Here is a 26358-nt window from a genome sequence, read left to right on the forward strand (position 1 = left end):
TCTGCGTGCCCTGTAGGCAGGAGGTTTTTGCCCAGGTAAAGTCAAATGCCACCTATCATTAAAAAGACAGGCGTACTATAACTTGCGCCAGCAGAAGCACCCGGTCAGCGCATCGATCAACAATCGGCAACCAACAATCAACAATTAAACAATCCAGACAATCAACCCGCAACAAGATGAAAGTAAACTTTGTGGTATATCCGGCACACGGGCGGCCTTTTACCGCCGATGCCACCTTTGCCCAGGACGGGCAACCCAAGCCGGTCGTTATTTTTACCCACGGCTTCAAGGGCTTTAAAGACTGGGGCCACTTTAATCTGCTGGCGCGTTACTTTGCCGAGCAGGGTTTTGTATTTGTTAAATTCAACTTTGCCTATAACGGCACAACGGTGGCCGACGATTCGGACGTGCACGACCTGGAAGCCTTCGGCCAAAACAACTTCAGCCTGGAACTGGATGATATGCAGGCACTGATCGATCTGCTGCACGACACGCAAGGGCCGCTGCAGCAAAAGGAGCTCGACCTAAGCCGCATTTACCTGATCGGCCACAGCCGGGGCGGCGGCGCCGTGATCCTGAAAGCGGCTGAAGACCCGCGCGTGAAAGCGGTAGCCACCTGGGCGGCCGTAAACACGTTTAACCAGCGCTGGGACGAACTGCAAATGGTCGATTGGAAAAAAGAAGGCGTGCAATGGGTACTCAACTCGCGCACCGGCCAGCGTATGCCGCTCTACTATCAGATCGTAGAAAATTACTTCCAGAACCAGGACCGCCTCGACATCCCACGGGTGATTAAGAAAATGCAGCAGCCGCTGTTGCTGCTGCACGGCGAACTGGATGAAACGTTGCCGACACAAATGGCCCACGACCTGAAACGCCACAAGCCCGACGCCGAGCTGCACCTGTTACCCCAGGCCGACCACTCCTTTGGCGGCAAGCACCCCTACGACCGCGACGAACTGCCCGACGCTGCCCGCGCAGCGGCCGACCTGAGCATCGCTTTTTTCAGCAAACATGCCTAAGCTATACTTGCTGCTGGGCGGCAACCTGGGTAACCGTACTTTATACCTGCAGCAGGCCCGCGAAAGTATAGCCGCGCAGGTTGGCCCCATTAAGCAAAGCTCCCAATTATACCAAACCGCCGCCTGGGGCAAAACCGATCAGCCTGCTTTTCTGAACCAGGTGCTGGAAGTAGACACAGCACTCACTCCTGAACAGGTGTTGCAAAGTATAAACCGGATAGAGCACGAACTTGGCCGTGAACGGCAGGAGCACTGGGGGGCGCGCGTGATCGATATCGACATCCTTTTCTACGACGAGCTGGTGCTGCAGACCCAGCGCCTCACCATCCCCCACCCGCAACTGCACCTGCGTCGGTTTACGCTGCTGCCGCTGGCCGAAATTGCGCCGGAACTGGTGCATCCGGTGCTGGGTAAAAGTATAAGGTCATTGCTGGAGGCGTGCCCGGACCAGCTGGAGGTGCAGGTTTATGCGGAATAGCAAGGCTTTAAACATCAGTATAAATATTCTTACCTTTCCTTCTAACCGAACCTAAACTCACTTCCCGCCCCTGTCCGTATGAAGCACCTCCTTAGCGAACGGCTTGCCAGCTATGGCTTAGTCACGATCCTGTTGCTTTTCGTTCTTTTCCATGGGCTGGTTTTACTGCGCATACTACCAAATGAAATGGTCTGGGGAGGCGGGATGACTGATCAGAAGCAAATGATAACCTTAGAGTTGCTCGCGTTGCTGGTGAGCCTGCTTATGCTGGCAGTGGTGGGTATAAAAGCTGGTTTTATACCTGTCAAAGTAAAGCCGGTACTTTTGAAGGGAGCCCTGTGGGTGATGTGTGGCATGTTCCTGCTGAATACACTCGGGAACATGACCTCGCAGCATGCGCTGGAAAAGTTTGCGTTCACGCCTCTAACCCTGCTGCTCTCCCTGTTTTGCTGCAGGTTGGCAGTAGCACGTAAAAAGCCGGAACATGAAACGATAAAGGTTTCCTGACCGCTATACTTAGTAAAGGCTAAAGGGCTAGCGGTAGTCTTTTGCTATCAATCCTCCTGCAATAAGCTGGCTGCTTGTGCATAAGGCTGCTCCGGAAAAAACTCGCTGCTGATTTTCAGGATGGCAAACAGGTGATTCTTTAACGCAGCTTCGTTTATCGTTTCACCCTTTAGCGCATCCTGCGTAAGGTGAAGCGAAAGGTCTGCCAGCAGCAGGCGCCGCTTTTCTGCCCATTCCGGCGTAGCTTTGTATACCGGTGTTTCCGGATAAAAGCTCTCCACCCTGGCATGGGCCGCATCTACCAGTTGCAGCACCTCTTTTCTGTTCTTGCTGTTCATATAATGAGCGCTAAGCTGTTTGCTGCGGAAAGGGTTTATCTTTCATGTATTTTTGCGCGCCTTCACCCTGCTTGTCTTTCAATAACAGGTACACCACCGGAAACAAGAGGGCGGTGACCAGCAAGCTAACGTACTCATACTGCACGCCCTCGGTAACATGCTCCAGCTTCCAGATGCCCTGCCCATCAAATCCGGCTATTAATCTATACATCATATTGCCGCCCCAGTGGATACCGATGGCCATCCAGATGGAGCCGGTTTTTAGCACCGTATACGCCAGCGAAATACCGAGTACCGCCGAAAAAGCCAGGTTCATCACATCAAAGCCTTCGTTCCACGAGTCGTCCAGGGCGTAGAGCACGGTGGCCAACAGCAGGTACCATTTCATCTGGTGCTCCTTACGGCAAAAGGCAAACCAGTACCCCCGGATCAACAGGTCGTTGATGGCAGCGGCAAAGAACATCCCAAGCAGCGCCTGGGCTAGCAGTGGGTAAATATAGCCTGCCTCCATCATACCCGTCAGCTCGAACTTACCCATGGCATAGAACACCAGGTTTTTAAGCGCCCAGATGCCAAAGCCAAGTATAAACCCAACCGCCAGGTTCCTTACCCAGTGCCGGTGCAGGTTCATGCCAAACGACTGCAGCCCTTGCAGGCGCAGCACATACCGGCCCAGCACGAAAGCAAGTATAAAGAAGCCGGCCCAATAGGCAAACCAAAGCAGCAGGTTGTTCTGCGGAAACAGTTTTGGGAGGAGGCTGGCATACAGGTTGAGGAGCACAAACCCACTGCCCCATAAGAGAAGGGAGACTTTACTTTTCATAGTTCAGGAGATAAAGAGCAAGGCAAATGTAGCAAATTACAGGTCACTGTCAAGAGTTTATACCTGCGCCGCAACTTGCCTCCCCCTGCCCCGGAAACACAAGATCCTCCCGGGCGCAGCGCCCGGGAGGATCTTGTACTTTAAAAGCCGCCTTTTCCGCTATTCTACAGAGCTTACTTCGGCGTTGCGGTCTATTTTCTTTACCAGCCCCTGCAGCACTTTGCCCGGGCCGCATTCCACAAAATGTGTGGCGCCATCGGCAATCATTTGCTGTACGGATTGGGTCCAGCGCACCGGTGCTGTTAGCTGGCTGATCAGGTTCTGCTTGATCTCGGTTGGATCGGCGTGGGGCCGGGCGTCTACGTTTTGGTAGATGGGGCAGATACCCAGGCTGAATGTAGTTTCGTTAATGGCTTTGGCCAGTTCTTCTTCGGCCGGTTTCATCAGCGGCGAGTGGAACGCGCCACCAACCGGCAGCGGCAAGGCACGCTTGGCGCCGGCTTCTTTCATCTTCTCGCAGGCAATTTCGATGCCTTTGTTGGAGCCGGAAATAACCAGCTGGCCCGGGCAGTTATAGTTGGCGGCAACCACCACTTCGCCGTCTATCGAGGCGCATACTTCTTCTACTTTGGCGTCGTCCAGGCCAAGTATGGCCGCCATAGTAGAGGGGTTTGCCTCACAGGCTGCCTGCATGGCCAGCGCACGTTTCGAGACCAGGCGCAGGCCATCTTCAAAGCTCAGCACTTTGCTGGCAACCAGGGCCGAGAATTCGCCCAACGAGTGGCCTGCCACCATGTTCGGCGCAAAATCCTGGGCTACGGCCGCCTGTGCCACTGAGTGCAGGAAAATAGCCGGCTGGGTTACTTTGGTCTGCTTTAGCTCCTCGTCGGTGCCGTAAAACATGATCTCGGTGATGTTGAAGCCCAGAATCTCGTTTGCCAGATCAAACAACCGCTTTGCTTCGGTGTGCTGCTCGTACAAATCTTTGCCCATCCCTACAAACTGCGAGCCTTGGCCCGGAAAAATGTATGCCTTCTTCATTCGTCATTATTCGTTTATTGTTTCTTAGACACAAGACGTTAGACACAGGACGTTAGACTTTTTTGCTTTTTATTGATGCAGCAAGCCGCTGCATCAAAGTTTAGAAGCACATGAAACCTCAAGTACATTTTTGTCTTGTGTCTTATGTCTAACGTCTTGTGTCTCCCTTTTAAGCTACAAACCGCGCCCGTTCTTCGGGGCTTGGCAGCATGCAAGCTTCCGTGCGGCCGGCTATCAGATAGCGATGCCGGGCGATGAAGCGGTACACAAAATCGCGGAAAGATAAAGGAATAATGCGGAAATAGTAAAGGATACGGAGCGGAAAGTTGAGGTAGCGGGCAATGCGCAAAGCCGCTTCTGACTCTGAATAAAGCTTGCCGTTCTCGTAAAAAAGAATGGAATCCGGAAGAATTTCAGGCAGTTGCGCCCCGGGCACCAGGGCCTGCAACAGCCCCGATTGCAGGGCCGCAAAGTATAAGTCGCGGCCCTTGTTGTGCTTTAAGGCCACCTGCACGCTGCCCTGGCAAAAGCCGCAGGTGCCGTCATAAAAAATGACCGGCTTGCCCTGCAGCTGTTGTAAGTTATCGTTGTTCATTAGCGTACGATTTCTACCCACCCTTTATACTTGCTGTGTGCTTTGGAAGGGTCTATGGTAAAGAATTCTACGTCTGCTTCGTAATAATAGGTGCCGTCTGTCAGGCGATTCCCGTTTTTATCGGTGCCTGCCCAGTTAATGTACAAGCCTTCGCCACTTGTAACCGTACCACTGCTGTATACCAGCACTCCCCAACGGTCAAATACTTTAAAGTTCATGCTCTTCACAAAAGACGTACGCTTGTCTGGGCGGAATACATCATTGAGCCCATCGCCGTTCGGAGTAATGATGTTGGGCAGCATAAAGAAGATGCAGTTGTCTTTGCAAACTTCGTTGCTGCGGGGGCTTTCGTTTCCGGCCGCGTCGGTGGCTGTTACCTGATAGCAGCCGGCATAAGATTGTAAGCCGCTATGGGTGTACGTTGTTTCCTCGGTGGTACCAAGCTTGGTATAATCGGTATCGCCGGCTCCTTTAAAGTATACCGTATAGAAATCAATCTGGTCGGTACAATCCCCGGAGGTTTGCGGCACCCACGTCAGCACATTCTGATACGGCGGCTGGGTCGGGCTCTGGCTAAAGGCCGCGCAATCCAGCTGGTCTATACTTAGCTCCGGCGCACAGATAACCTTGGGCAGCGTTGCACATACTTCCTGGCTGTTGTTGCGCAAAGGCGCCGGCAAGCCGCTGATCTCGTAGGTGCCCACCGTCTGCACATAGTAGCAGTAGCTTTGTCCCCGCTGCAAAGGCGCGTTGCTAAAAGCGCCCCGATCGGTATAGGTGCCGCTGCTGGCCGTGGCGGTCACGCTGTCGATGAGCGTAAAGGTGCCATTCACCACCCGGAAGATGCGGTGCTTGAGCACTTCGTTTTTCCAGGGCACGTTGTAGGTCCAGTTCAGCACCAGGGCTTTTTCCTCGCCGGCAGCAGCCGTTATCTCCAGGCGCACACTCGATGCCTCGGTGCTGTCGCGCAGCACTGTTGGCTGCCCGCCAGCTGCCGGAGCATGGTAGAACTCCAGGCGATAGCGGAATGCTTTTTGGAGCGTGTTCAGGTTCTTATCCACATAGGTGGTATCGGTCATGGTACGGCTGGAGAAGACCTGCTGGAAGCCGGTTCCTTTTTCCTGCCCCTCTTTGCGGTAGAGGCGGTACTCGAGCGGCGGCGTGAGCTTTGCTACATTCTCAGGGCGTGTCCATTTCACGGTGATCTGGCCAGTGGCCGCATCGGTCTTGTCTACCGTCACGTTGGTCAGGTACGGAATGTCGCGGTCTATGTCCACGCAGGCTTCGTTCGAGGCCAGGCTTTCGCCCCGCGCCGGCGAAGGGAACTGCGCATATATGATGTAGCAGTAATCCACACCCGCTTTCAGTCCGGCTCCCTGGTTATCGTCTGTAAAGGTGGTCTGGTCGGGCTTCACTTCCGCAATCAGCACATAGCCCGTGCTGCTTGGCACCCCGGTCTGGCACACATCCGGCACAAAGCCCGAAGGTCCTTCGCGACGGTAAATACGAATCACAGCAGCGTTCTGGCAAATATACGGGTCCCAAGTCAGGGTTACGGTACGGTCGGCGCCGGTAGCCACCAGATTTTGCGGCGGTGGCCCCACTACCCGGATATTCCAGGGCTGCAGGTCGGCCAGGGCATCCGTAATCGTATCGGTGGTGGTGCCCCCACCCGACAGGGCCCGGGGTACGATGGCCAGTGGCGGCCGCACATCGCGGGCTCTGAAAATAACCTGGTACGGCCGTTCTCGCACATCCTCACAATCTGTGGCCCAGCTAAAGGCACCGCTGGCAGCGCCTTTCTGATCAGAGGTCTGCCGGAAAGTGGCTGGCGGCAATATACCGCTTGCCGCGCTCAGTTTAATTCTATCGCCGTCCACGTCGGTGGCCTGTACCACGCCCCGCAGGGTAGTGCCGGCCACAATACAGGTATCTTTCGGGGTAAGTTTAGGCGGGTGGTTTTCGGTTTCTTTTACAATGATCTGCATGTCGCGCACTACTTCGCCCAGCTTTACAGCACCATTGGCCGACACGCGCCATTCTTCCACCACAAAGGCTACGTTGTATTCTCCCTGCTTGCAGGGAGAATCCCAGATCAGCTGCCCCGTGTTCAGGTCCAGCGTCAGAAAAGCCGGGCCGGTCACATCGCTTGTCTGGCAGTTAAACGTACGGCTGGGCAGCGAGTAGCCGGGCACATCCATGATGCGGCCGGAGGCAGCATCGCGGCGCTGCGGCACCCGTAACTTAAACGCCAGGCTGTCGCCGTCGGGGTCGTAGGCGCCTGGGTTATGCACAAACGGCCGCCCCACGGCAGCCAGGTCAATAGGCGCTACAGTAAGTATAGGCGTGCTGTTAAAGCCGCGCAGCGCATTTATATTGATCGTAGTGGAAATGAAAAAGGAAACCTGGTCGGAAGGAGGGGCAATGTTGAGGATGTTACCGTTGCGGTTAATGCCATTCCAGGAGATGGTATAGCTGCCATCGGCCGGGTAGGTATATTCCCACTTAAAGATCTCTTTGTCGGTTACGTTTCCGATCGGGATCACCGCCAGACGGTCCACGATCTGGGTGGTGCCGTCGCCGTTATTGATGGTCACCTGCGGGTCCTCCGCCGTGGAGGCCTCGTTGGTGTACATGATCATGGTAAAGAAGAAGCGGCGCGGGTTTGGGTTAGGGGTGGTATCGCGCTTCGCGGTGATATCTCCTGCTCTGATGTGCGTAGCCTGTGCATCTGTAAAACAACCCAACAATAAGATCAACACCCACAACAGACTGCCATGCAGCAGATACCTCGTGCGTAAACTGTTTGGCATACAAGTAGGTTTAGGCGGTAGAATGAAGTATAAAGTAAACTAAATTTTTTAAGAATATAGTATGACCAGTAAGAATATAGTATGAACAAGCGGCTATTCTGCGGGTTATAGAATAAAGGTTTTTTGTCCTACGGATTCCAATTTAGATTGATTCAAAATATGAGCCCAAAATTGTTTTATATAAGGACCACATGTACCTTTGGGAATTAAAAAAGCATCATTCTATAACCTTTAACAAATACAGATGAATTGGTTTACTAAAACGTTTTCCAGTACAGTTGGGCGGAAGATCGTGATGTCTATCACGGGGCTTTTCCTTTGCTCGTTCTTAGTTATTCACCTGCTGGGCAACCTGCAGTTATTCAAGGATGATGGCGGCGAAGCATTTAACCTCTATTCTAATTTCATGGCCCATAATGGCATTATCCGCACCATGGAATGGGTACTTTTAGCAGGCTTTGCTTTTCACATCTACGATGCCCTGGTGCTTACCCGCCGCAATCAGGCTGCCCGGCCAGTAAACTATGCCAGCAACCATCCGGAGCAGAACAGCTCGTGGGCATCCCGCAACATGGGCCTCCTGGGCACGGTTATCCTGGTTTTCCTTATCATTCACCTCTACAACTTCCTGATCCCGGCCCGCTTTGATGGCCTGGAGCCGGTAAACATCAACGATGTAGAGTATGAGAACCTGTATGCGCAGGTGGTGTATGCCTTTAAGCAGTGGTGGTATGTGCTGATCTATGTTCTGGGCATGATTGCGTTGGCCTACCACCTGATCCACGGTTTCCAAAGTGCCTTCCAGTCACTGGGGCTTAACCACAAGAAGTATATGCCTTTTATTCAGGTGTTCGGCGTGGCTTTCTCCATTATTGTTTGCCTGGGATTTATGGCCATACCCTTGTATTTCTTCTTCTTTGTGTAAATAATAACTTGCTATAGTTGCTATGATATTAGATTCAAAAATCCCGGAAGGCCCGCTGGCCCAGAAGTGGGATAAGCATAAATTTGATGTGAAGTTGGTAAATCCGGCCAACAAGCGTAAATACGAAATTATTGTAGTAGGCACCGGACTGGCCGGCGCTTCTGCGGCAGCTACCCTGGGCGAGCTTGGCTATAATGTAAAAGCTTTCTGCTTCCAGGACTCCCCGCGCCGGGCGCACTCGATTGCCGCTCAGGGCGGTATCAACGCAGCCAAGAACTACCAGAACGACGGAGACTCTGTTTTCCGTCTTTTCTACGATACGATAAAAGGAGGCGACTACCGCTCCCGCGAGGCAAACACTTACCGCCTGGCCCAGGTATCGGTTGATATTATTGACCAGTGTGTGGCGCAGGGTGTTCCGTTTGCGCGCGAGTACGGCGGCCTGCTGGCTAACCGTTCATTCGGTGGTGCCCAGGTATCACGTACGTTCTACGCCCGCGGCCAAACCGGACAGCAGTTGTTACTGGGTGCTTACTCGGCCCTGAACCGCCAGATCGCTTATGGCAAGGTAAAAATGTTCCCGCGCACGGAGATGCTGGACCTGGTAGTAGTGGATGGCCAGGCACGCGGCATTGTGGTGCGCAACCTAATCACAGGTGCGATCGAATCGCATAGCGCGCATGCCGTGGTGCTGGCTACCGGCGGATACGGCAACGTATTCTTCCTGTCTACCAACGCCATGGGCTCTAACGCCACTGCAGCATGGCGGGCACACAAAAAAGGTGCTTTGTTCGCTAACCCATGCTATACCCAGATTCACCCTACCTGCATCCCGGTATCCGGTGAGCACCAGTCCAAGCTAACGCTCATGTCCGAGTCGCTGCGCAACGACGGCCGTGTATGGGTGCCTAAAACCGCTGAAATTGCCCAACGCCTGCGCAAAGGCGAGATAAAGGTGAGCGATATTCCGGAAGCAGACCGTGATTATTACCTGGAGCGTAAGTACCCGGCCTTCGGTAACCTGGTGCCGCGTGATGTGGCCTCCCGTAACGCCAAGCTGGTGTGCGACGAAGGCCGTGGCGTAGGTGCTTCGGGACTAGCCGTGTTCCTGGACTTTGCTGAAGCGATCAACCGCGACGGCCTGGCCACGATCAGCGCCAAGTATGGCAACCTCTTCGAGATGTATGAAAAGATCACCGACGAGAACCCTTACGAGCGCCCGATGCGCATTTACCCGGCCGTGCACTATACCATGGGTGGCCTGTGGGTAGACTATAACCTGATGACCAACGTGCCGGGTCTCTACGCCACCGGCGAGTGTAATTTCTCCGATCACGGCGCTAACCGCCTGGGCGCATCCGCCCTGATGCAAGGCCTAGCCGATGGTTACTTTGTGATACCGTATACCATAGGAGATTACCTGGCCCGCATGCCATATACCAAAGTGCCGACCGATCATCCTGCCTTTAAAGAAGCAGAGCAGGCGGTAATTGCTAAAAACAATCAGTTGCTGTCTATCCAGGGTACCCGTACCGTGGATGAGTTCCATAAAGCGCTGGGCCACATTATGTGGGAAAACTGCGGTATGGCGCGTAATGCCGAAGGCTTGACCTACGCCAGGCAGGCGATCCGCCAGCTGCGCGAGGAGTTCTGGCGTGATGTGAAAGTAACGGGTGTAAACGAAGAGCTGAACCAGACCCTGGAGAAAGCCAACCGTGTGGCCGATTTCCTGGAGCTTGGCGAACTGATGGTAGAAGATGCCCTGCACCGGAACGAGTCCTGCGGCGGCCACTTCCGGGAAGAGTATCAGACGCCGGAAAATGAAGCCCTGCGCGACGATGAGAACTTTGCATATGTAGCTGCCTGGGAGTTTACAGGCGTAGGCAACGAGCCGGTGCTGCACAAAGAAGAGCTCAAGTTCGAGAATGTGAAGCTTACACAGCGTAGCTATAAGTAAAATAATTAATGACGAATTCAGAATTACGAATTACGAATACAGATAAGCTGGCCGGGAAGTATAACTCTCCGATTTCTCTGAATCATAATTTAAGGTTCTCAATTCGAAATTGTTAATTCGTAATTCTTAATTGAAAAATAAGATGGCTGGAAGTAATCCAAATGCTAAACCAATGGACCTGACACTCAAGGTTTGGCGCCAAAAAGATAGAAATTCAGCGGGTCAGCTGGTTACATACCCTGTAAAAGGCATTTCCCCGGACATGTCGTTCCTCGAGATGCTGGACGTACTGAACGAAGACCTGCTGCGCAGTGGCCAGGAGCCCATTGCGTTTGACCACGACTGCCGCGAAGGTATCTGCGGTATGTGCAGCCTGTTCATCAACGGGCGCGCACACGGCCCGGAGCGGGGCACCACCACCTGCCAGCTGCACATGCGCCACTTCAACGATGGCGATACCATCACGATCGAGCCTTGGCGGGCAGCTGCTTTCCCGGTGCATAAAGACCTGGTAGTAGACCGGTCTGCCTTCGACCGTATTCAGCAGGCCGGCGGTTACGTTTCGGTGAACACAGGCGGTGTTCCGGATGCCAACGAGATCCTGATCCCGAAAACTATTGCCGACAAGGCCTTTGATGCGGCGACCTGTATCCAGTGCGGCGCATGTGTAGCGGCCTGCAAGAATGCCTCTGCCATGCTGTTTGTATCGGCTAAGGTATCGCAGCTGGCTATGCTACCGCAAGGCAAAGTAGAGCGCCAGACGCGTGTGGAGAACATGGTGGCCCAAATGGACATCGAAGGCTTCGGCTCCTGCACCACCATCGGCTCGTGCGCGGCAGAATGCCCGGTAGGTATTTCGCTGGAGAACATTGCCATGCTCAGAAGAGAGTATATCTCGGCGAAAGCAACTTCTGAACACTTAGCATAGGTGCTGCTATAGTATACAAAAAAGGCGAGGCAGTTTTGTCCTCGCCTTTTTTGTTTTAGCTTTATTGCGCTTAACTAAAGTATAAAGGAAGTATAAGACCTGAAACAGCAGCAACGATCAAACTTTACAACCTGCTTCCAGTTAACTAAAGAAATCAAAGAAAGCACTACATGATCACCATCATATCGGGTACCAACAGGCCCGGCTCTACCTCCCGGGCTATCGCAGAACTTTATGCGCGCATGCTCTCGGAGCGGGGCATTGCAAACCGCATCCTGGACCTGGCAGATCTGCCTCCCGATTTCACGTCCACTGCCCTCTACGATTATACCGGCAAAAACGAAGCCTTTAACAAGCTCACAGGTATGATCGCTTCCGCTGAAAAAATTGTGTTCATCGTGCCGGAGTATAACAGCTCCTACCCTGGCGTACTGAAGGCGTTTATCGACGGGCTCGATTATCCTTTTTCTTTTAAAGACAAGAAAGCAGCCCTGGTCGGATTATCGTCCGGCATGCAGGGCAGCGGGCTGGCGCTGAGCCACCTGACCGATGTGCTCAATTACCTGGGTATGCATGTGCTGGCAACACGCTTAAAACTGGCCCATATCGAAAAGAACTTCGACGGCACCACCATCACCAACAAGTTGTACCAGGAGCTGTTTGAGCAGCAGGTAGAGCAGTTCATCCGGTTTTAAACACCCGCAATGCTGCTGAGGCACACTTTAACGCAGCTGCTATACTGCTTATACCTGTGCTTTATACTTGTGCTGCCAGATATGACCGTTGTAAAGCTGTATAGCGTTTCCGGGCCATCATTTCCTTTTCTAACCAGCGGTCGTATCATCAAGCACCTATAAAACAAAAGCGCCTGCTATTACTAGCAGGCGCTTTTGTTTTATACTTCGAAGAAACGGACTAGTCCACGTTATCGTGCAGGAAACGATTGTCGCCTAGTATCTCGTTGTCGTCGTTCAGGTTGAAGCGGGAGATGTTACGCTCCGAAGAATGCGCTACCCGGTCCAGGGCCACATTGCGGCGCAGGTAAGCCGGCACATCCAATTTCTCTTTGATGACTTCCGAAGTGATCTCAGAGCTCAGCATACGCAGGCGCTCGCGGCGCTCCTCGGCACGGCGCTGCATCAGCTCGCGCTCCTCTGCCAGGCGTGTTGCCTCGCGGGCAGCCTTGTCTTCCTCACGGGCGGCATACGCGTCGTGCTGCATGTTGCCATCCAGCTCGAACACTACGCGCTGCGGCTGCTCTACTGGCCGGCGAACAGGCTCAAAGCTTTGCTGCTGCGCAGGTGCTTGTGGCTGTACAGCAGTTGGCTGCGGCGGTGTGGGCACCGGTGCTACCGTAGGGCGGCTTACAAAAGCGGCAGGATCTGCTACTTCTGGTTTTACCGGCTCAGCTACCTCAATTTTTTTTTGGCTATCCAGGTCAAATACCGTCTTCTTTGGCTCAATAATGCTTTCGGCATCACTTGCAAAGCCCGTAGCGATCACGGTTACCCGGATGCTCTGGCCCAGCGAGGAGTCAATACCATGGCCGAAAATAACTTCCGCTTCCTGGCCTGCTTTATCCTGGATATACTCTGTGATCTCGGTCAGTTCATCCATTTCCAGTTCGGCCTGTTCGCCGGACATAATAGAAAGCAGGATCTTCTGGGCACCATGAATGTCGGTGTTGTTGAGCAGCGGAGAAGAAAGCGCCTCTTCGGCAGCACGCAAGGCACGGCCTTCGCCCTCTGTTGTTGCAGAACCCATCACTGCAGCACCAGAGTCCTTCATCACCGTTTTTACGTCTTCAAAGTCCACGTTCACTTCTGCTGTCACCGTAATGATCTCAGCAATCGACTTGGCAGCCGTTGTCAGCACGTTATCGGCTTTGGCAAATGCCTCGCGGATGGTCAGGTTGCCAAACATCTCGCGCAGCTTGTCGTTGAGGATCACCAGGATCGTATCGCAGTTGTCGCTTAGTTCCTTCACCCCGTTCTCGGCAGCAATTTTCTTCTTCTTGCCTTCAAAGGCAAAAGGAGCTGTTACGATACCTACTGTCAGGATGCCCAGTTCTTTGGCAACTTTAGCAATGACCGGGGCTGCACCTGTACCGGTACCACCGCCCATACCAGCTGTAATGAACACCATTTTAGTGTCAGAACTCAGCATTTCCCGGATCTCCTCTTTGCTCTCAAGGGCGGCATGCTTCCCTTTTTCAGGGTTCGCTCCTGCCCCAAGTCCTTCCGTCAGGTTTTGGCCGATAGCAAGTTTGTTTGGAACGCTGCTACTCTTAAGGGCCTGGGCATCGGTGTTACAAATGATAAACTCGACATCTTTAATGCCTTGGTTATACATGTGATTCACCGCGTTGCTACCACCGCCCCCGACGCCAATCACCTTGATGATGGACTTACTGCTGGCTGGTAAGTCAAAAGTGTACATTGAAGTCATACTAATTTCTCCTGCTCTAATGGGTTAATAACTTTGTTTGTTGTCTATGTCGTCTGATAAAAAGCCCTTGAGCTTTTGTAGCAAACCACCGGAGCTATTGCTCGTGCTTGTGCTCGTAGTAGTGCTCTTTTGTACCGGCTTGTTATACTCCTCGTGTGCCGGCGCTTCCACATAATGTTCGATGCGCTGGTCTATTGGCTGGTATCCGGCCAACACCAGCCCTACACTGGTGGCATACATCGGGCTCTTCACCGCGTCGATCTTCGATTTGCCCAGGTGCTCGTTCGGATAGCCGATACGGGTATCCATGCCGGTAATATATTCTACCAGTTGCACCAGGTTCTGCATCTGCGCGCCGCCACCTGTTACCACAATACCGGCTGCCAGGCTGTTGGCAAAGCCAGAGCGCACGATCTCGGCATACACCAGTTCGATGATCTCTTCCATCCTAGCCTCAATAATATAGGCAAGATTCTTCAAAGATATCTCTTTTGGCGTACGATCCCGCAATCCGGGGATAGAAACAATCTCGTTTTCAGAGGCTTCGTCGGCAATTGCCTTCCCGAACTTCACCTTCAGCTGCTCCGCCTGGTTCTGCATCACCATACAGCCCTGCTTGATATCGGACGTAATAATGCTTCCTCCAAAAGGTAAAACTGCCGTATGGCGGATTATATTGTCCTTAAAGATGGCAAGGTCGGTGGTGCCACCGCCAATATCCACCAAAGCAACGCCTGCTTCCTTCTCCTCGTCGCTCAATACGGAGAGGCAGGAGGCCAGCGGCTCCAGGATCAGGTTATCGATCTCGAGCCCGGCGCGGGTCACGCATTTGTTGATGTTGTTGATGGCGTTGGACTGGGCCGTGATGATATGGAAGTTGCCTTCCAGGCGCACGCCCGACATGCCCACCGGGTCCACAATGCCTTCTTCATAGTCTACCTTATACTCCTGTGGCATCACATGAATGATCTCGCTGCCCGGAGGCGTTACCAGCCGGTACATGTCGTTGGTCAGGCGATTGACATCGTCCACGGTAATTTCGTGGTCTGTTACCTGGCGGGTGATGCTGCCATTATGCTGTAGGCTTTTGATGTGCTGCCCTGCAATACCCACGTTCACCACACCAATGTTGATTCCGGACTGTTCCTCTGCCTGGCGAATTGCTTTTTTGATCGCATCCACGGTTTTGTCGATGTTGCTCACAATTCCTCTCACCACTCCTTCGGATATGGCTTTGCCCATACCCAGTATCTCCAGCTTCCCGAATTCATTTTTCCGACCAACAAGCGCGCAAACTTTGGTGGTGCCAATGTCCAAGCCTACTACTATTTTGTCGTTCTGCATATCTCGTTTATATTATTCGCAAATAATCTGATCATCAAATTCTACATTCACTCTTTTATACTTGTCCCATCCCATCACAGGAAGCACCTCTTTATAAAAGATCATGAGTTTCTTAAACTTCGCCTCCACGTCGGTAGGCTTGCCAAACTCAATAGTATGCTCGCCTACCTGTGGTAAGAAAGAAACTCTGCCCTTGCCATCAATGTGCATCTGAGCTAACTGCGCCTTCCAAAACTGATCGTTCTCGATGAACTGCAGCAAAGAAAGATAAGACTGGCCGACCGAATCCTGAAAAAAGCCTTTCTCAGAGGTTCTGCTCAGGGCCGACCTGGTTATCGGGATTACACGAGCGGTGTATCTGTCTGAGAGCGGAAGTATGTTTCCGGCTGCATCAATGTAGACATCCTGGTCTGTTCGTATAATTCTTGCTATTGGCCTTGTCTGTTTTACACTTACATGAACGTTTCCGTCCAGTCCGCGGTATACTTCCGCATCTTTTACAAATTTATGCGCTTCCAAGCGTTTTTCAAGGTGCTTCAGATCAATTTCCTGATTCGGGAGCCCCTCTAATTTACGGTCTCCCTGCCGGGTGAGCAAGTCACGAACTTCTTTATCTCCAATAAAGTAATTATTGTACTCATTATCAATATTTATTGTAACTTTTTCACAGATTTTTCCACTCTGCTTAGAGGAAGCAAATCCTGCCAAAGCGCCGATCGTGACAATGCTACAACCTGCAAAAATTAAAGATTTTATTTTACTATTCAAGCCCATACCGATTATTTTCTAAAAATATTTTGAGGGGCTTTACCAAGGTGTCGATATCCCCGGCGCCAACAGTCGCCAAAACATCAAAATCACCGTTTTTGAATAGATTTTCAACAATTTTATCCTTCGGCAGCAGTGTCTTTACGGCGCATTTAACCTGGCTTAGAATGAGCTCCGAAGTAACACCGGCAATCGGTTTTTCCCGTGCCGGATAGATGTCTAACAAGACCAGTTCATCCGCCTGGCTCAGGCTTTCTGCAAACGCCTCTGCAAAGTCGCGGGTACGCGTGAAAAGGTGCGGCTGAAATAGTACCTTAATTCGTTTGTCCGGATACAGGGCACGCAGGGAAGTCATAAACGCATCGATCTCTTTGGGGTGATGCGCATAGTCGTCGATGTATACTTTGTCCGGGCTTTCGTACACAAACTCGAAGCGGCGCTTGACGCCTGCAAAACGCGCCACACCCGCCCTGATTTCCTGCTCCGGCACCTGCAGCACCTGCGCAGCAAGTATAGCCGCCACCGTGTTCTCCACGTTATGATAACCAGGCACGGGCAGGCGCAACGAGGCTATGTTACCGAAAGGGCTCACCAGGTCAAATTCGAACCAGTGCCCGCTGATGTTAAGGTTTTGCACGTACGCTTCTCCCTGTGTTAAGCCATACCGTACCACCTGCACGCCCGGCTGCACCAGATCGGCCAGGCACGGATCGGTGCTTGCCTGTAAAAAGAGATAGCCGCCCGGCTTTACCTGGCTTATAAACTTCTGGAACGTCCGGATCAGTTCCTCCCTGTTTCCATAAATATCCAAATGATCCGGATCTGCTGATGTTACGATGGCAATATCAGGGAAGAGCGTCAGAAACGAACGGTCATACTCATCGGCTTCCACCACGATCACTTCCTGACCTACTTCTCCTTTTCCGATCAGCAGGTTCGAGTTCAGATTCGTAGCAATGCCCCCCAGAAAGGCCGAGCAATCGACCCCGGCGTAGTGCAACAGGTGCGTTACGATAGCGGACGTGGTGGTTTTACCATGCGTGCCCGCAACTGCCACCGTGTAAGCCGCCGCAGTGATGATGCCCAGCACCTCGGAGCGTTTTTTTATCGTATAGCCCTGCGCCTTGAGGTAGTTCCATTCGGTGTGTTCAGCCGGAATGGCCGGCGTGAGCACCACCAGCGTATCTTTTGGGTGCTGCAGCACTTCTTCAGGCAGTTTAGCCAGGTTGTCGTAGTAGTGCACGCGTATACCTTCCTGCTCCAGGGCCTCTGTCAGAGGGGTGCGGGTTTTATCATAGCCCCATACCGGATAACCTTTGGCATTGAACCAGCGCGCAATGGCGCTCATACCAATGCCGCCGATGCCCAGGAAGTAGATGTATGTATAGTCCTCCAGTTTCACCTGATCAGTTTTAGTAACTCGTTCACAATATCGACAGCAGCATCAGGCCGCGCCATTTTCAGAATATTGGTGCGCAGGCGCTGTTGCTCCTGGTCATCTTTGGCCAGCTGCAGCACGGCAGGCACCAGCTTTTCACCTGCTTCGGCATCACGCACCAGGATGGCGGCGTGCTGCTGCACCAGCGCCATGGCATTTTTGGTCTGATGGTCTTCGGCCACATTGGGCGAAGGCACCAGCACGGCAGGCTTACCCGCCAGGCATAGCTCTGAAATAGACAACGCGCCTGCTCTGGAAATTACCACATCGGCCGCCGCATACGCCAGGTCCATCCGCTTTATAAAATCAAATGCCTTAATTACCTGCGCCTCATACTTAGCTGCCAGTTTTTGGGCCTCCGGGAAAAATAGCTTGCCCGTTTGCCATACTACATTGTAGCCTGCCTGCGCCAGTTGATCCAGGCCGGCCGCCATACTTTGGTTCAGGGTTCTGGCGCCCAGGCTTCCGCCTATCACCAGTATTGTTCTTTTCGTCTCGTTCAGCCCGAAATGCGCCATAGCCTCGGCTCTGCTGGCATGGCCGGCCATGATGTCGGAGCGCACCGGGTTACCGGTCAGCGCCAGCTTCTCGGCCGGGAAGAACTTCTCCATACCCGGATAGGCCACACATATTTTGCCCACCCGCTTGCCCAGCAATTTGTTGGTGATCCCGGCATACGAGTTCTGCTCCTGAATAAGGGCCGGAATGTTGCGCGAAGTGGCAGCATACAGCAATGGCCCACTGGCATAACCTCCCACGCCTACTACAGCATCGGGCTTAAACTCGCGGATGATCCGGTGCGCTGCCCGCACACTGGAGATCACCTTCAATGGAAACGAAAGGTTATCCAGCGTCAGGCGCCGCTGCAGGCCACTGATCCAAAGCCCTACAATTTTATAACCTGCCTCGGGTACCCGCGTCATTTCCATGCGGCCTTTGGCACCCACAAACAGGATCTCAGCCGCCGGATTAACCACCCGGATCTGGTTGGCAATGGCAATGGCCGGGAAAATATGCCCGCCGGTGCCGCCACCGCTGATAATGATGCGATATGGTCGGTTAGAATCAGGCATTTACAGGTGCTTTTGCAGGTGCTTTGGTGCCGGCAGCTCCCATGGCTGCACGCTCAAACTCTACATCAGTACGACTTACACTTAAGATGATGCCCAGCGAAATGCCGGTGAAGATCAGGGACGTGCCGCCCATACTCAGCAGCGGCAGCGGCAAACCCGTGATCGGGCCCAGGCCCACGGCTACCCCCATGTTGATCATCCCCTGGATAACGAGGCTGAAACTAAGGCCGGCGGAGAGCAAACCGCCAAAAGCCCCGTTACTTTTACTTACCGTCACCAGCCCCCGGTAGAGCAGCGCCAGGTATAAGAACAGCACCGCAACGCCGCCCAGCAAGCCATACTCTTCCAGGATAATGGCATAAATAAAATCCGAATACGGGTGCGGCAGAATATCCCGCTGGTCGCTATTGCCAGGGCCTTTGCCTACAATACCACCTGTGGCGATAGCGATATAAGATTGTTCTAACTGGAAAGCTGTTTTGGTCGGGTCCATAAAAGCCTCTACCCGGCTGACAGCAGTGCTCATGCGCTGGCCAAAAACCAGGGCAGCTCCCCCAACTACTACCCCGATCAGCACCACGGCGGCCAGGTATTTCATCGGCACGCGGCCAATAAACATCAGCAGCATACAGGTCATAAACAGCAACACGGCAGTCGAGGTATTGGTCAGGGCGATCAGGGCGCAAATAACGACTGTCCAGGCAAAAATAGGCACCAGCGTTCGCTTGATATCGTGCAGCATCTGCTGCTTTTTAGAAAGCATGCTGGCCAGGTAAGAGATCAGGGCCAGTTTAGCAAGGTCAGAAGGCTGGAACGTCTGGTTGATCACGGGAATGGTGATCCAGCGGGATGCTTCGTTGATATTGGAGCCGTAGAAATACGTAACGAGCAGCAACGGCGCCGACACAAACAGCGCCAGCAACGAGAGCTTGGAGTAATACCGGTAGTTGATCTTGTGGGCAGCCCACATAAAAGCGAGGCCGATGAGGATGAGGGAAGTATGCTTAAAGAGAAAATATTCCGTATTGCCCTCCATTTTTTTGTACGCAAGCGTACCCGTGGCAGAGTATACCACCAGCACACTGATAATGGAGAAAAAGAACACTATGCCCCAGAGCATAGGATCTCCCTTCAAGTTTTCTTGTAACCACTTCTTAATCATAACCTCTGGCTAAATCGGTTTGATATTTTCCCGCTATTTCTTCAACACTATTTTCTCTACAGCCTCTTTAAAACGCTGTCCACGGTGTTCATAATTGTTAAACAGATCAAAACTGGCACAGGCCGGCGAGAGCAGCACCACGTCGCCGGGCGTTGCCAGCGAGCGGCTCAGGCGCACGGCGTAATCGATGGAAGTCGTTTCGGCAATGATCGGCACTACTTTCCCAAACGCCTGCTTCAGTTTATCATTATCTTTCCCCAGGCAGATGAGCACTTTCACCTTCTCCCGGGCCAGCTCTACCAGCGTACTGTAGTCGTTGCCCTTGTCCACGCCACCTGCAATCCAGATGATCGGGCTTTTAATTCCTTCCAGCGCATACCACACTGCTTCCACGTTGGTCGCTTTGGAATCGTTGATGTAGGTTACCTCTTTGGCTACGCCTACTTCCTGCAGCCGGTGGTCCGCATTCTGGAACGTCTCCAGTGAGCGGGCTATACTTTCGTCTTCCACACCCACGAGTTTGGCTACCGCCACAGCCGCCATGGTGTTGTACTGGTTATGTTTACCGATCAGACTTGATCCTGACGTATCCACAGCACCTGTGTAAAAAGGCACGTCCACGTGGATCGTTTTGCCATCCATAGTTACTTTCGCCTGCGCAGCCCCTTGCAGAGAGAACGGCACGGCCGTACCCCCAAAAGCTGCCGGTTCAAAAGCTTTCGCAATGTTCTCGTCGTCGGCATTAAAGAGGAAAAAGTCGCTGCCCTTCATGTTCTGCGCCACGCGCATTTTTGAGGCCGCATACTTGTCCATGCTATAGTTGTAGCGGTCCAGGTGATCGGGCGTAATGTTGGTCAGTACCGCAATATGGGCCCTGAACTGATACATGTTGTCCAGCTGGAAACTGCTCAGCTCCACCACGTAATAGTCGTGCTTGTCATCGATCACCTTCTCGGCCAGGCTCTCGCCAATGTTGCCGGCCAGCCCCACATTTACACCTGCGTTGTGCAGCAGGTGGTAGGTGAGCAGCGTGGTGGTGGTTTTGCCGTTGGTGCCCGTAATGCAGATGAATTTTGCTTTTGAATAACGGCCAGCAAACTCGATCTCCGAAATCACCGGGATGCCACGCTTTACTGCCTCCTGAATGATCGGCGCTTTGTCCGGAATGCCCGGGCTTTTGATAATCTCCGAAGCCTCCAGAATGCGCTCAAAAGTATGGGTACCTTCTTCAAAAGTAATGGCAGCGGTGGCCAGCTTGGCTTTATAGGGCTTCTTTATCGGGGCCATGTCCGACACGAACACGTCGAGCCCCTTGGCATTTGCCAACAAAGCGGCTCCTACGCCGCTCTCTCCCGCACCAAGTATAGCTATCTTCATTTTCGTGTTAGCGTAGTTTGAGCGTTACCAATGTCAGAATGGCCAGCATGATCCCCACGATCCAGAAGCGGCCTACAATTTTAGACTCGTGGTAACCCATTTTCTGGTAGTGATGGTGCAGGGGCGACATCTTAAAAATGCGCCGGCCTTCGCCATACTTCTTCCGGGTATACTTAAAGTAACTTACCTGCAGCATCACCGACAGGTTTTCGATCAAAAAGATGCCACAAAGTATAGGAATCAGCAGTTCTTTGCGCACGATCAGCGCCAGTACGGCAATAATACCGCCAATGGCCAAACTGCCCGTATCGCCCATAAATACCTGCGCCGGATACGTGTTGTACCATAAAAAGCCCACGCAGGCCCCCACAAAAGCCAGACAGAAAATGGCCAGCTCGCCCGAGTTGGGGATAAACATGATGTCGAGGTAATCGGCAAAAATGGTGTTTCCCGATACGTAGGTAAAAATGGCCAGCGTGGTGCCGATGATAGCGGAAGTGCCTGCCGCCAGGCCATCAATACCGTCTGTGATGTTGGCTCCGTTCGATACGGCCGTAATCACCAGGATCACAAACGGAATGTAGAGGTAGCAGGACCAGTCCTGGAACAGCGGGCCGGCAAAGGCAAACAGGTTGCAGTAGTCCAGCTCGTTATTTTTGCGGAACGGAATGGTGGTGATCATGGACTTGACATCCACAAAGTGCCTGCTGGCATTTACAGCCGAGGTGCTGCCGTCTGCAAATATATATTGGCGCACCGTTACGTCGTCTGAGAAGTATAGCGTTAATCCTACAATCAGGCCCAGGCCGATCTGGCCCAGAATCTTGAAGCGGCCGGCCAGCCCTTCCTTGTTCTTTTTAAAAACCTTGATATAATCATCCAGAAAACCGATCATCCCAAGCCATACCGTAGAAACAAGCATCAGCAGGATGTAGGTATTGTCGAGGCGGGCAAACAGCAGTACCGGCACCAGAATGGCCATCAGGATAATAAGTCCGCCCATGGTCGGGGTGCCTTTCTTTTCCATTTGGCCTTCCAGGCCCAGGTCGCGGATGCTCTCGCCCACCTGCTTGCGTTGTAAGACCTTGATCAGTTTACCGCCAAAGATCATGGCAATCAGCAGCGACACCAAAGTAGCCATACCTGCCCTGAAGGAGATATACTGGAATACACCAGCTCCAAAAAGGTCGAACTTGCGGTCGAGGTATGTAAAGAGGTAATATAGCATTTAGTTGTATTCGGTTACCTTTAGCTTATTTTATACTTGGCTGTTTTATAGTTACTTTCCCAGTTGCTCCAGCGTCTCGCGCAATACCTGTTTGTCATCAAAAGGATACCTAACGCCTTTCACTTCCTGGTATGTCTCGTGGCCTTTGCCAGCCACCAGGATGATATCGTTCGGCTCGGCCAGCATGCAGGCCGTTTTGATGGCTTCCCTTCTGTCGAGTACCGAGAGCGTTTTTTTGTAGTCGAGCGGTTTTACGCCCTTCTGCATTTCGGCCAGAATGGCCTGCGGCTCCTCAAAACGCGGGTTATCGGAGGTCAGGATCACTTTGTCGCTGAAGCGGCAGGCGATATCGGCCATAATGGGCCGCTTGGCCGCATCGCGGTTGCCGCCACAACCAACCAGCGTAATCACTTTCTGGGTAGGATTGCGGATTTCGCCGATCGTTTGCAGCACGTTTTCAAGTGCATCCGGCGTATGGGCGTAATCCACAATGCCCGTTACCTGAGTGGCCGATACGATATAGTCAAAGCGCCCGGCAGCAGAATCAAGGGCCGAGAGCACGGTCAGCGCCTCTACCTCATCCTCGCCCAGCAGCACGGCTACGCCGTAAGCCCCCAGCAGGTTATAGGCGTTAAAAGCCCCGATCAGTTTGCACCAGATCTCCTGCCCGTTCACTTCTAGGTGCAGGCCCTGCAGGGTATTGTCGATGATGCGGCCTTTAAAATCCACTATCTTGCGCAAGGCAAAGTAATGCACGCTGGCGCTGGTGTTCTGCACCATCACCGGTCCGCGCTTGTCGTCGGCATTTACCAGGGCAAACGCGCTTTTCGGTAGCATATCAAAAAAGGATTTTTTTGCTTTGATATACTCGTCAAACGTGCCGTGATAATCCAGGTGGTCGTGGGTGATGTTGGTGAACACGCCCCCTGCAAATGTCAGTCCGGCTACGCGTTGCTGCACCATGGCATGGGAGCTTACCTCCATAAAGCAATGCGTGCACCCGGCCTGCACCATCTGCGCCAGCAGCTCGTTGAGCTTTACCGCATCGGGCGTAGTATGGGTGGCCGGAATGACGGTCTCATCGATCTGGTTCTGCACCGTAGAGAGCAGCCCCACATGGTAGCCCAGCTCGCGGAACAGCTTGTGGAGCAAGGTAACCGAGGTGGTTTTACCATTGGTGCCCGTCACGCCGATTAACTGCAGTTTGCGGGAAGGATGGCCATAAAAAGCCGACGCCATTTTGCCCAGCGCCTCGGCCGAGTTCTGCACCACCACATACGTGATGTCCGGTGCCAGCTCCGCCGGCAATTCCTCGCAAATAACAGCAACGGCTTTTGCAGCTACCGCCTGCGGGAGGTAATCATGACCGTCGGCCTGGACGCCACGAGTGGCCACAAAGGCTACCCCTTCACGCACCTGCCGCGAATCGAAGGTAATGGCCGCAACCGGCACATCCAGCGAACCTTTTGTGTTCAGGACCTTAACCTCTTGTAATATGGTTTGCAGCAACTGCATCAGCTTAGCACAATCGTTATCTGTTTCTCTTTATCAATAGCAACACCCGGCTCCAACGACTGCTGTTTTACCCGCTTGCCTGCCCCCTCTACCTTTACCTGCAGGTGTTGATTTCCCAGAATGTAGAGCGCATCGCGCAGAGTCATACCTGTTACATCCGGCACCAGGCCACCCAGCACCGGGTTTGGTTTAAAGTTTAGCGAGCGCTTAGCCGGCTCTACTTTTATCCATTCTTCATCCGGAGACACATTAGGGTGGTTGCTGATGCCGATCTTATTGCAGATCAGCGACAGGTCATCAAAGCTGCCGGCACTAATTTGGGGCAAACTCTCTTTGTTGGCAACAACCCGGTCCTTCAAAGGCCGGTGCATGGCCAGGTCGCGGGCGTACGCTTTATCGGCCAGTTCTTTAAACACCGGCGCCGCCGCATCTCCCCCATACACATTTACCCCTTTCGGGTCGTCGATGATTACAATGCAGCTATACTTGGGGTTGTCTGCCGGGAAGTAGCCGGCAAATGAGGCGGAATAGGACCGCACATAGCGGCCGTCTTTCACCTTTCGGGCCGTGCCAGTTTTGCCGGCCACTTTATAGTCTGCGCTCAGGATATTTTTGGCAGTGCCATTCTCCACTACCCCTTCCATCATCGTCTTCAGCTTTTTAAGGGTCTCATCAGAGCATATTTTGTCTACCAGCACCCGCGTCTTAAAAGACTGGATCACCTTATCTGCTTTACTGATCTGCTTGACGATAATGGGCTGCACTTTTACGCCATTATTGGCGACAGCATTGTAAAAAGCCAGCGTCTGCAGCGGCGAGATTTTCAGCTCGTAACCAATGCCCATGGAAGTAAGGGTCGTGCCATACCAGGTACGGTCGCTGGGGTTCTTCATAAATGGCCTGGCTTCCCCATCCATCTGGAAGCCCAACGTGTTATCCAGCCCGAATTTATGCAGGTAGTCAATATAGGCCTGCGGGTTATTGCCGAAGGTTTTCTCCATCAGCTTCGCCACCCCAATGTTCGAGGATTTCTCAAATACCTGCTGCACCGTTATTTTCCCATTGCCCCCGTGCTTGGAGTCGCTCATGGTGGTGTTCTTGATGCGATAGGTTCCTTTGCCGGTATCCACTGTATCTCCCAGGCTGAGGGCATTGTTGGTATACTCGAACATGGCCATCATCGAGGCCAGCTTAAAGGTAGAGCCCGGCTCGGTGCGTCCCTGGCTGCCCACAGCATAGTTATAATCCTCGATGTAGCCGCCGGTGGTTTTGCCCAGGTTCACAATGGCCTTGATCTCGCCGGTCTTTACTTCCATTAGAATCACGCAGCCATGGTCGGCATCTGTTTTCTCCAGCGTTTTATAGAGGGCGTTCTCCGCCACATCCTGCAGGTTGATATCGAGCGTTGTCCGGATGTCGTAGCCATGCTGGGGCTGTACTTCTGTGCCATCGTTAATCTGCTTGTTGCCCCCGGCAATGCGCTCAAAAAGAGCCTCCCCATCGGTACCGGCCAGGTCGCTGTTGAAGCTATACTCCAGTCCTGCGCCGTTCTTGTCTTCGTTTATAAAGCCCACGGTGCGGTCCGCCAGGATGCCAAACGGCTTAAAGCGCTTTTCGACCTTCTCGAAAATAACACCTCCCTTGTTTTTGCCGGAACGGAAAATAGGCCATTTGGCCATCATTTTTTTAGCCTGGTAATCAACCTGGCGGCCGTTCAGGCGAATATAACGCCGCCCGGCATGGCGGGCATTCTTGATCTTGCGGCGATAGTACTCTTCCGGCCGGTCCTTAAAATACCGCGACAGCAGCAGGGACAGGGAATCGACACCGGCATTAAAAACCTCCGCATCCGATACGGTAGGATCAAAAGCAACCCGGTAAAAAGGCAGCGAGGTGGCTAGTATACTCTCGTTGTCGGAGTAGATATTGCCGCGGGTAGCAAACACAGGCTGATAATGAATGCGCCGCTCCTTGGAGATCTCCTTCCACTTCGCCCCATCCATAAACTGGATAGCAACTACCTTGTACACAATGGCGCATGCAAAAAGGCAGATAGCCAGAAAGGCTATCCGCACACGAACCAGTATGGATTTCTTAATATTCATCGGCAGGTACAAGCACTTGGTAAGGGGGCGATGAACTTTCGATCAGGCCGAGCGGGGCTACATTACGCGCCACTTCCGACTGCTTGCTGGCTTCCATATACTCCGACTTGAGCGTCGTATAATCGGCCCGCAAATCTTCGGTCTCTACTTTGATCTTATCAATTTTACGGATCGTCTTTTCGGCAAAATGGGTGTTGCCGATATAGAAAAGGGTAATAAACGTCAGAAAAAGGACATGCGGCATATACTTGAGCGGCACTCCTTCCTCAAACAACGAATCGATGTTGGCATACTTGTCGAGCAGCGCAAATAAGCTGAAGCTCCTGGCTTTGGGCTGCGGCGCTTTTGGCTGCACCACCTCTTCCTCTGGCTTCACACGCACCGTGTTGTAGCGGGGCGCGGTTGCTTTTTTAGTCATCAGGTTCGAAGCCATAATTAATGCTTTATTTGAAGCTAACCAGGTTAGCTGTTAA

At 52.8% G+C, this 26358-nt stretch carries 23 protein-coding genes; 7 read left to right on the top strand and 16 right to left on the bottom strand.

The annotated features are described in order from the left end of the window. The first annotated feature begins 176 nt into the window (after positions 1-176). From LWL52_RS12750 to LWL52_RS12760, 3 genes are all read left to right on the top strand, one after another. The gene (locus LWL52_RS12750; RefSeq protein WP_242920377.1) at positions 177-1022 is read left to right on the top strand and encodes an alpha/beta hydrolase family protein; all 846 of its coding nucleotides are present in this window, start codon (positions 177-179) and stop codon (positions 1020-1022) included. After that, positions 1015-1500 (top strand): 2-amino-4-hydroxy-6-hydroxymethyldihydropteridine diphosphokinase, encoded by a 486-nt coding sequence (gene folK, locus LWL52_RS12755; protein WP_242920379.1) that lies wholly within the window; start codon positions 1015-1017, stop codon positions 1498-1500. Before LWL52_RS12750 ends, folK begins: the two co-directional genes overlap by 8 nt. Before the next feature lie 78 nt (positions 1501-1578). Then, positions 1579-2007 carry a hypothetical protein gene (locus LWL52_RS12760; RefSeq protein ID WP_242920381.1) on the top strand — a complete coding sequence of 143 codons (429 nt, stop codon included), beginning with the start codon at positions 1579-1581 and terminating at the stop codon, positions 2005-2007. A gap of 47 nt (positions 2008-2054) precedes the next feature. Here LWL52_RS12760 and LWL52_RS12765 read toward each other — a convergent pair whose 3' ends face one another. The 5 genes from LWL52_RS12765 to LWL52_RS12785 form a co-directional block, all read right to left on the bottom strand. Then, the gene (locus LWL52_RS12765) at positions 2055-2345 is read right to left on the bottom strand and encodes a hypothetical protein (protein WP_242920383.1); all 291 of its coding nucleotides are present in this window, start codon (positions 2343-2345) and stop codon (positions 2055-2057) included. Positions 2346-2355: 10 nt separating this feature from the next. Next, positions 2356-3168 carry a CPBP family intramembrane glutamic endopeptidase gene (locus LWL52_RS12770; protein WP_242920385.1) on the bottom strand — a complete coding sequence of 271 codons (813 nt, stop codon included), beginning with the start codon at positions 3166-3168 and terminating at the stop codon, positions 2356-2358. Between the two features lie 159 nt (positions 3169-3327). After that, complete coding sequence (gene fabD / locus LWL52_RS12775) at positions 3328-4209, bottom strand: ACP S-malonyltransferase (protein WP_242920387.1); 882 nt, start codon at positions 4207-4209, stop codon at positions 3328-3330. Positions 4210-4378: 169 nt separating this feature from the next. After that, entirely contained in the window at positions 4379-4804 is a 426-nt protein-coding gene (locus tag LWL52_RS12780; protein WP_242920389.1) for a thiol-disulfide oxidoreductase DCC family protein, read from the bottom strand. After that, positions 4804-7617 carry a T9SS type B sorting domain-containing protein gene (locus LWL52_RS12785; protein WP_242920391.1) on the bottom strand — a complete coding sequence of 938 codons (2814 nt, stop codon included), beginning with the start codon at positions 7615-7617 and terminating at the stop codon, positions 4804-4806. Before LWL52_RS12785 ends, LWL52_RS12780 begins: the two co-directional genes overlap by 1 nt. A gap of 244 nt (positions 7618-7861) precedes the next feature. Here LWL52_RS12785 and LWL52_RS12790 point away from each other — a divergent pair, with 244 nt between their 5' ends. From LWL52_RS12790 to LWL52_RS12805, 4 genes are all read left to right on the top strand, one after another. Further along, positions 7862-8542, top strand: a complete 681-nt coding sequence (locus LWL52_RS12790) for a succinate dehydrogenase cytochrome b subunit (protein WP_242920394.1) — start codon at positions 7862-7864, stop codon at positions 8540-8542. A gap of 22 nt (positions 8543-8564) precedes the next feature. Further along, positions 8565-10499 carry a fumarate reductase/succinate dehydrogenase flavoprotein subunit gene (locus LWL52_RS12795; protein ID WP_242920396.1) on the top strand — a complete coding sequence of 645 codons (1935 nt, stop codon included), beginning with the start codon at positions 8565-8567 and terminating at the stop codon, positions 10497-10499. Between the two features lie 172 nt (positions 10500-10671). Then, positions 10672-11427 carry a succinate dehydrogenase/fumarate reductase iron-sulfur subunit gene (locus LWL52_RS12800; protein ID WP_242920695.1) on the top strand — a complete coding sequence of 252 codons (756 nt, stop codon included), beginning with the start codon at positions 10672-10674 and terminating at the stop codon, positions 11425-11427. Between the two features lie 170 nt (positions 11428-11597). Next, positions 11598-12122: an NADPH-dependent FMN reductase gene (locus LWL52_RS12805; RefSeq protein ID WP_242920398.1), complete on the top strand. Its 525-nt coding sequence runs from the start codon at positions 11598-11600 to the stop codon at positions 12120-12122. Positions 12123-12342: 220 nt separating this feature from the next. Here the strand turns inward: LWL52_RS12805 and ftsZ are convergent, their stop codons facing one another. The 11 genes from ftsZ to LWL52_RS12860 are packed head-to-tail and all read right to left on the bottom strand — an operon-like array spanning position 12343 to position 26318. Next, complete coding sequence (gene ftsZ / locus LWL52_RS12810; RefSeq protein WP_242920401.1) at positions 12343-13875, bottom strand: cell division protein FtsZ; 1533 nt, start codon at positions 13873-13875, stop codon at positions 12343-12345. Between the two features lie 24 nt (positions 13876-13899). After that, on the bottom strand, positions 13900-15219 hold the full coding sequence (ftsA, locus tag LWL52_RS12815; protein WP_242920403.1) for a cell division protein FtsA: 1320 nt from the start codon (positions 15217-15219) through the stop codon (positions 13900-13902). Between the two features lie 12 nt (positions 15220-15231). Continuing rightward, positions 15232-15993: a cell division protein FtsQ/DivIB gene (locus LWL52_RS12820; protein WP_242920405.1), complete on the bottom strand. Its 762-nt coding sequence runs from the start codon at positions 15991-15993 to the stop codon at positions 15232-15234. After that, entirely contained in the window at positions 15980-17389 is a 1410-nt protein-coding gene (gene murC / locus LWL52_RS12825) for a UDP-N-acetylmuramate--L-alanine ligase (RefSeq protein WP_242920407.1), read from the bottom strand. The genes LWL52_RS12820 and murC overlap by 14 nt, the downstream gene beginning before the upstream one ends. Then, positions 17386-18498, bottom strand: coding sequence for an undecaprenyldiphospho-muramoylpentapeptide beta-N-acetylglucosaminyltransferase (gene murG / locus LWL52_RS12830; protein ID WP_242920409.1), 1113 nt, complete (start codon positions 18496-18498; stop codon positions 17386-17388). Before murG ends, murC begins: the two co-directional genes overlap by 4 nt. Continuing rightward, positions 18491-19660, bottom strand: coding sequence for an FtsW/RodA/SpoVE family cell cycle protein (locus LWL52_RS12835; RefSeq protein ID WP_242920411.1), 1170 nt, complete (start codon positions 19658-19660; stop codon positions 18491-18493). The genes murG and LWL52_RS12835 overlap by 8 nt, the downstream gene beginning before the upstream one ends. A gap of 33 nt (positions 19661-19693) precedes the next feature. Continuing rightward, positions 19694-21037 (bottom strand): UDP-N-acetylmuramoyl-L-alanine--D-glutamate ligase, encoded by a 1344-nt coding sequence (gene murD, locus LWL52_RS12840; protein ID WP_242920413.1) that lies wholly within the window; start codon positions 21035-21037, stop codon positions 19694-19696. A 7-nt stretch (positions 21038-21044) separates the two neighbouring features. After that, positions 21045-22265 (bottom strand): phospho-N-acetylmuramoyl-pentapeptide-transferase, encoded by a 1221-nt coding sequence (mraY, locus tag LWL52_RS12845; protein WP_242920415.1) that lies wholly within the window; start codon positions 22263-22265, stop codon positions 21045-21047. Between the two features lie 51 nt (positions 22266-22316). After that, positions 22317-23780, bottom strand: coding sequence for a UDP-N-acetylmuramoyl-L-alanyl-D-glutamate--2,6-diaminopimelate ligase (locus tag LWL52_RS12850; protein ID WP_242920417.1), 1464 nt, complete (start codon positions 23778-23780; stop codon positions 22317-22319). Further along, entirely contained in the window at positions 23780-25885 is a 2106-nt protein-coding gene (locus tag LWL52_RS12855) for a penicillin-binding protein (RefSeq protein ID WP_242920419.1), read from the bottom strand. The genes LWL52_RS12850 and LWL52_RS12855 overlap by 1 nt, the downstream gene beginning before the upstream one ends. Continuing rightward, the gene (locus LWL52_RS12860) at positions 25875-26318 is read right to left on the bottom strand and encodes an FtsL-like putative cell division protein (RefSeq protein ID WP_242920421.1); all 444 of its coding nucleotides are present in this window, start codon (positions 26316-26318) and stop codon (positions 25875-25877) included. The genes LWL52_RS12855 and LWL52_RS12860 overlap by 11 nt, the downstream gene beginning before the upstream one ends. Positions 26319-26358: the final 40 nt, after the last annotated feature.

Source organism: Pontibacter liquoris, from assembly GCF_022758235.1.
Classification (GTDB): Bacteria; Bacteroidota; Bacteroidia; order Cytophagales; family Hymenobacteraceae; genus Pontibacter; species Pontibacter liquoris.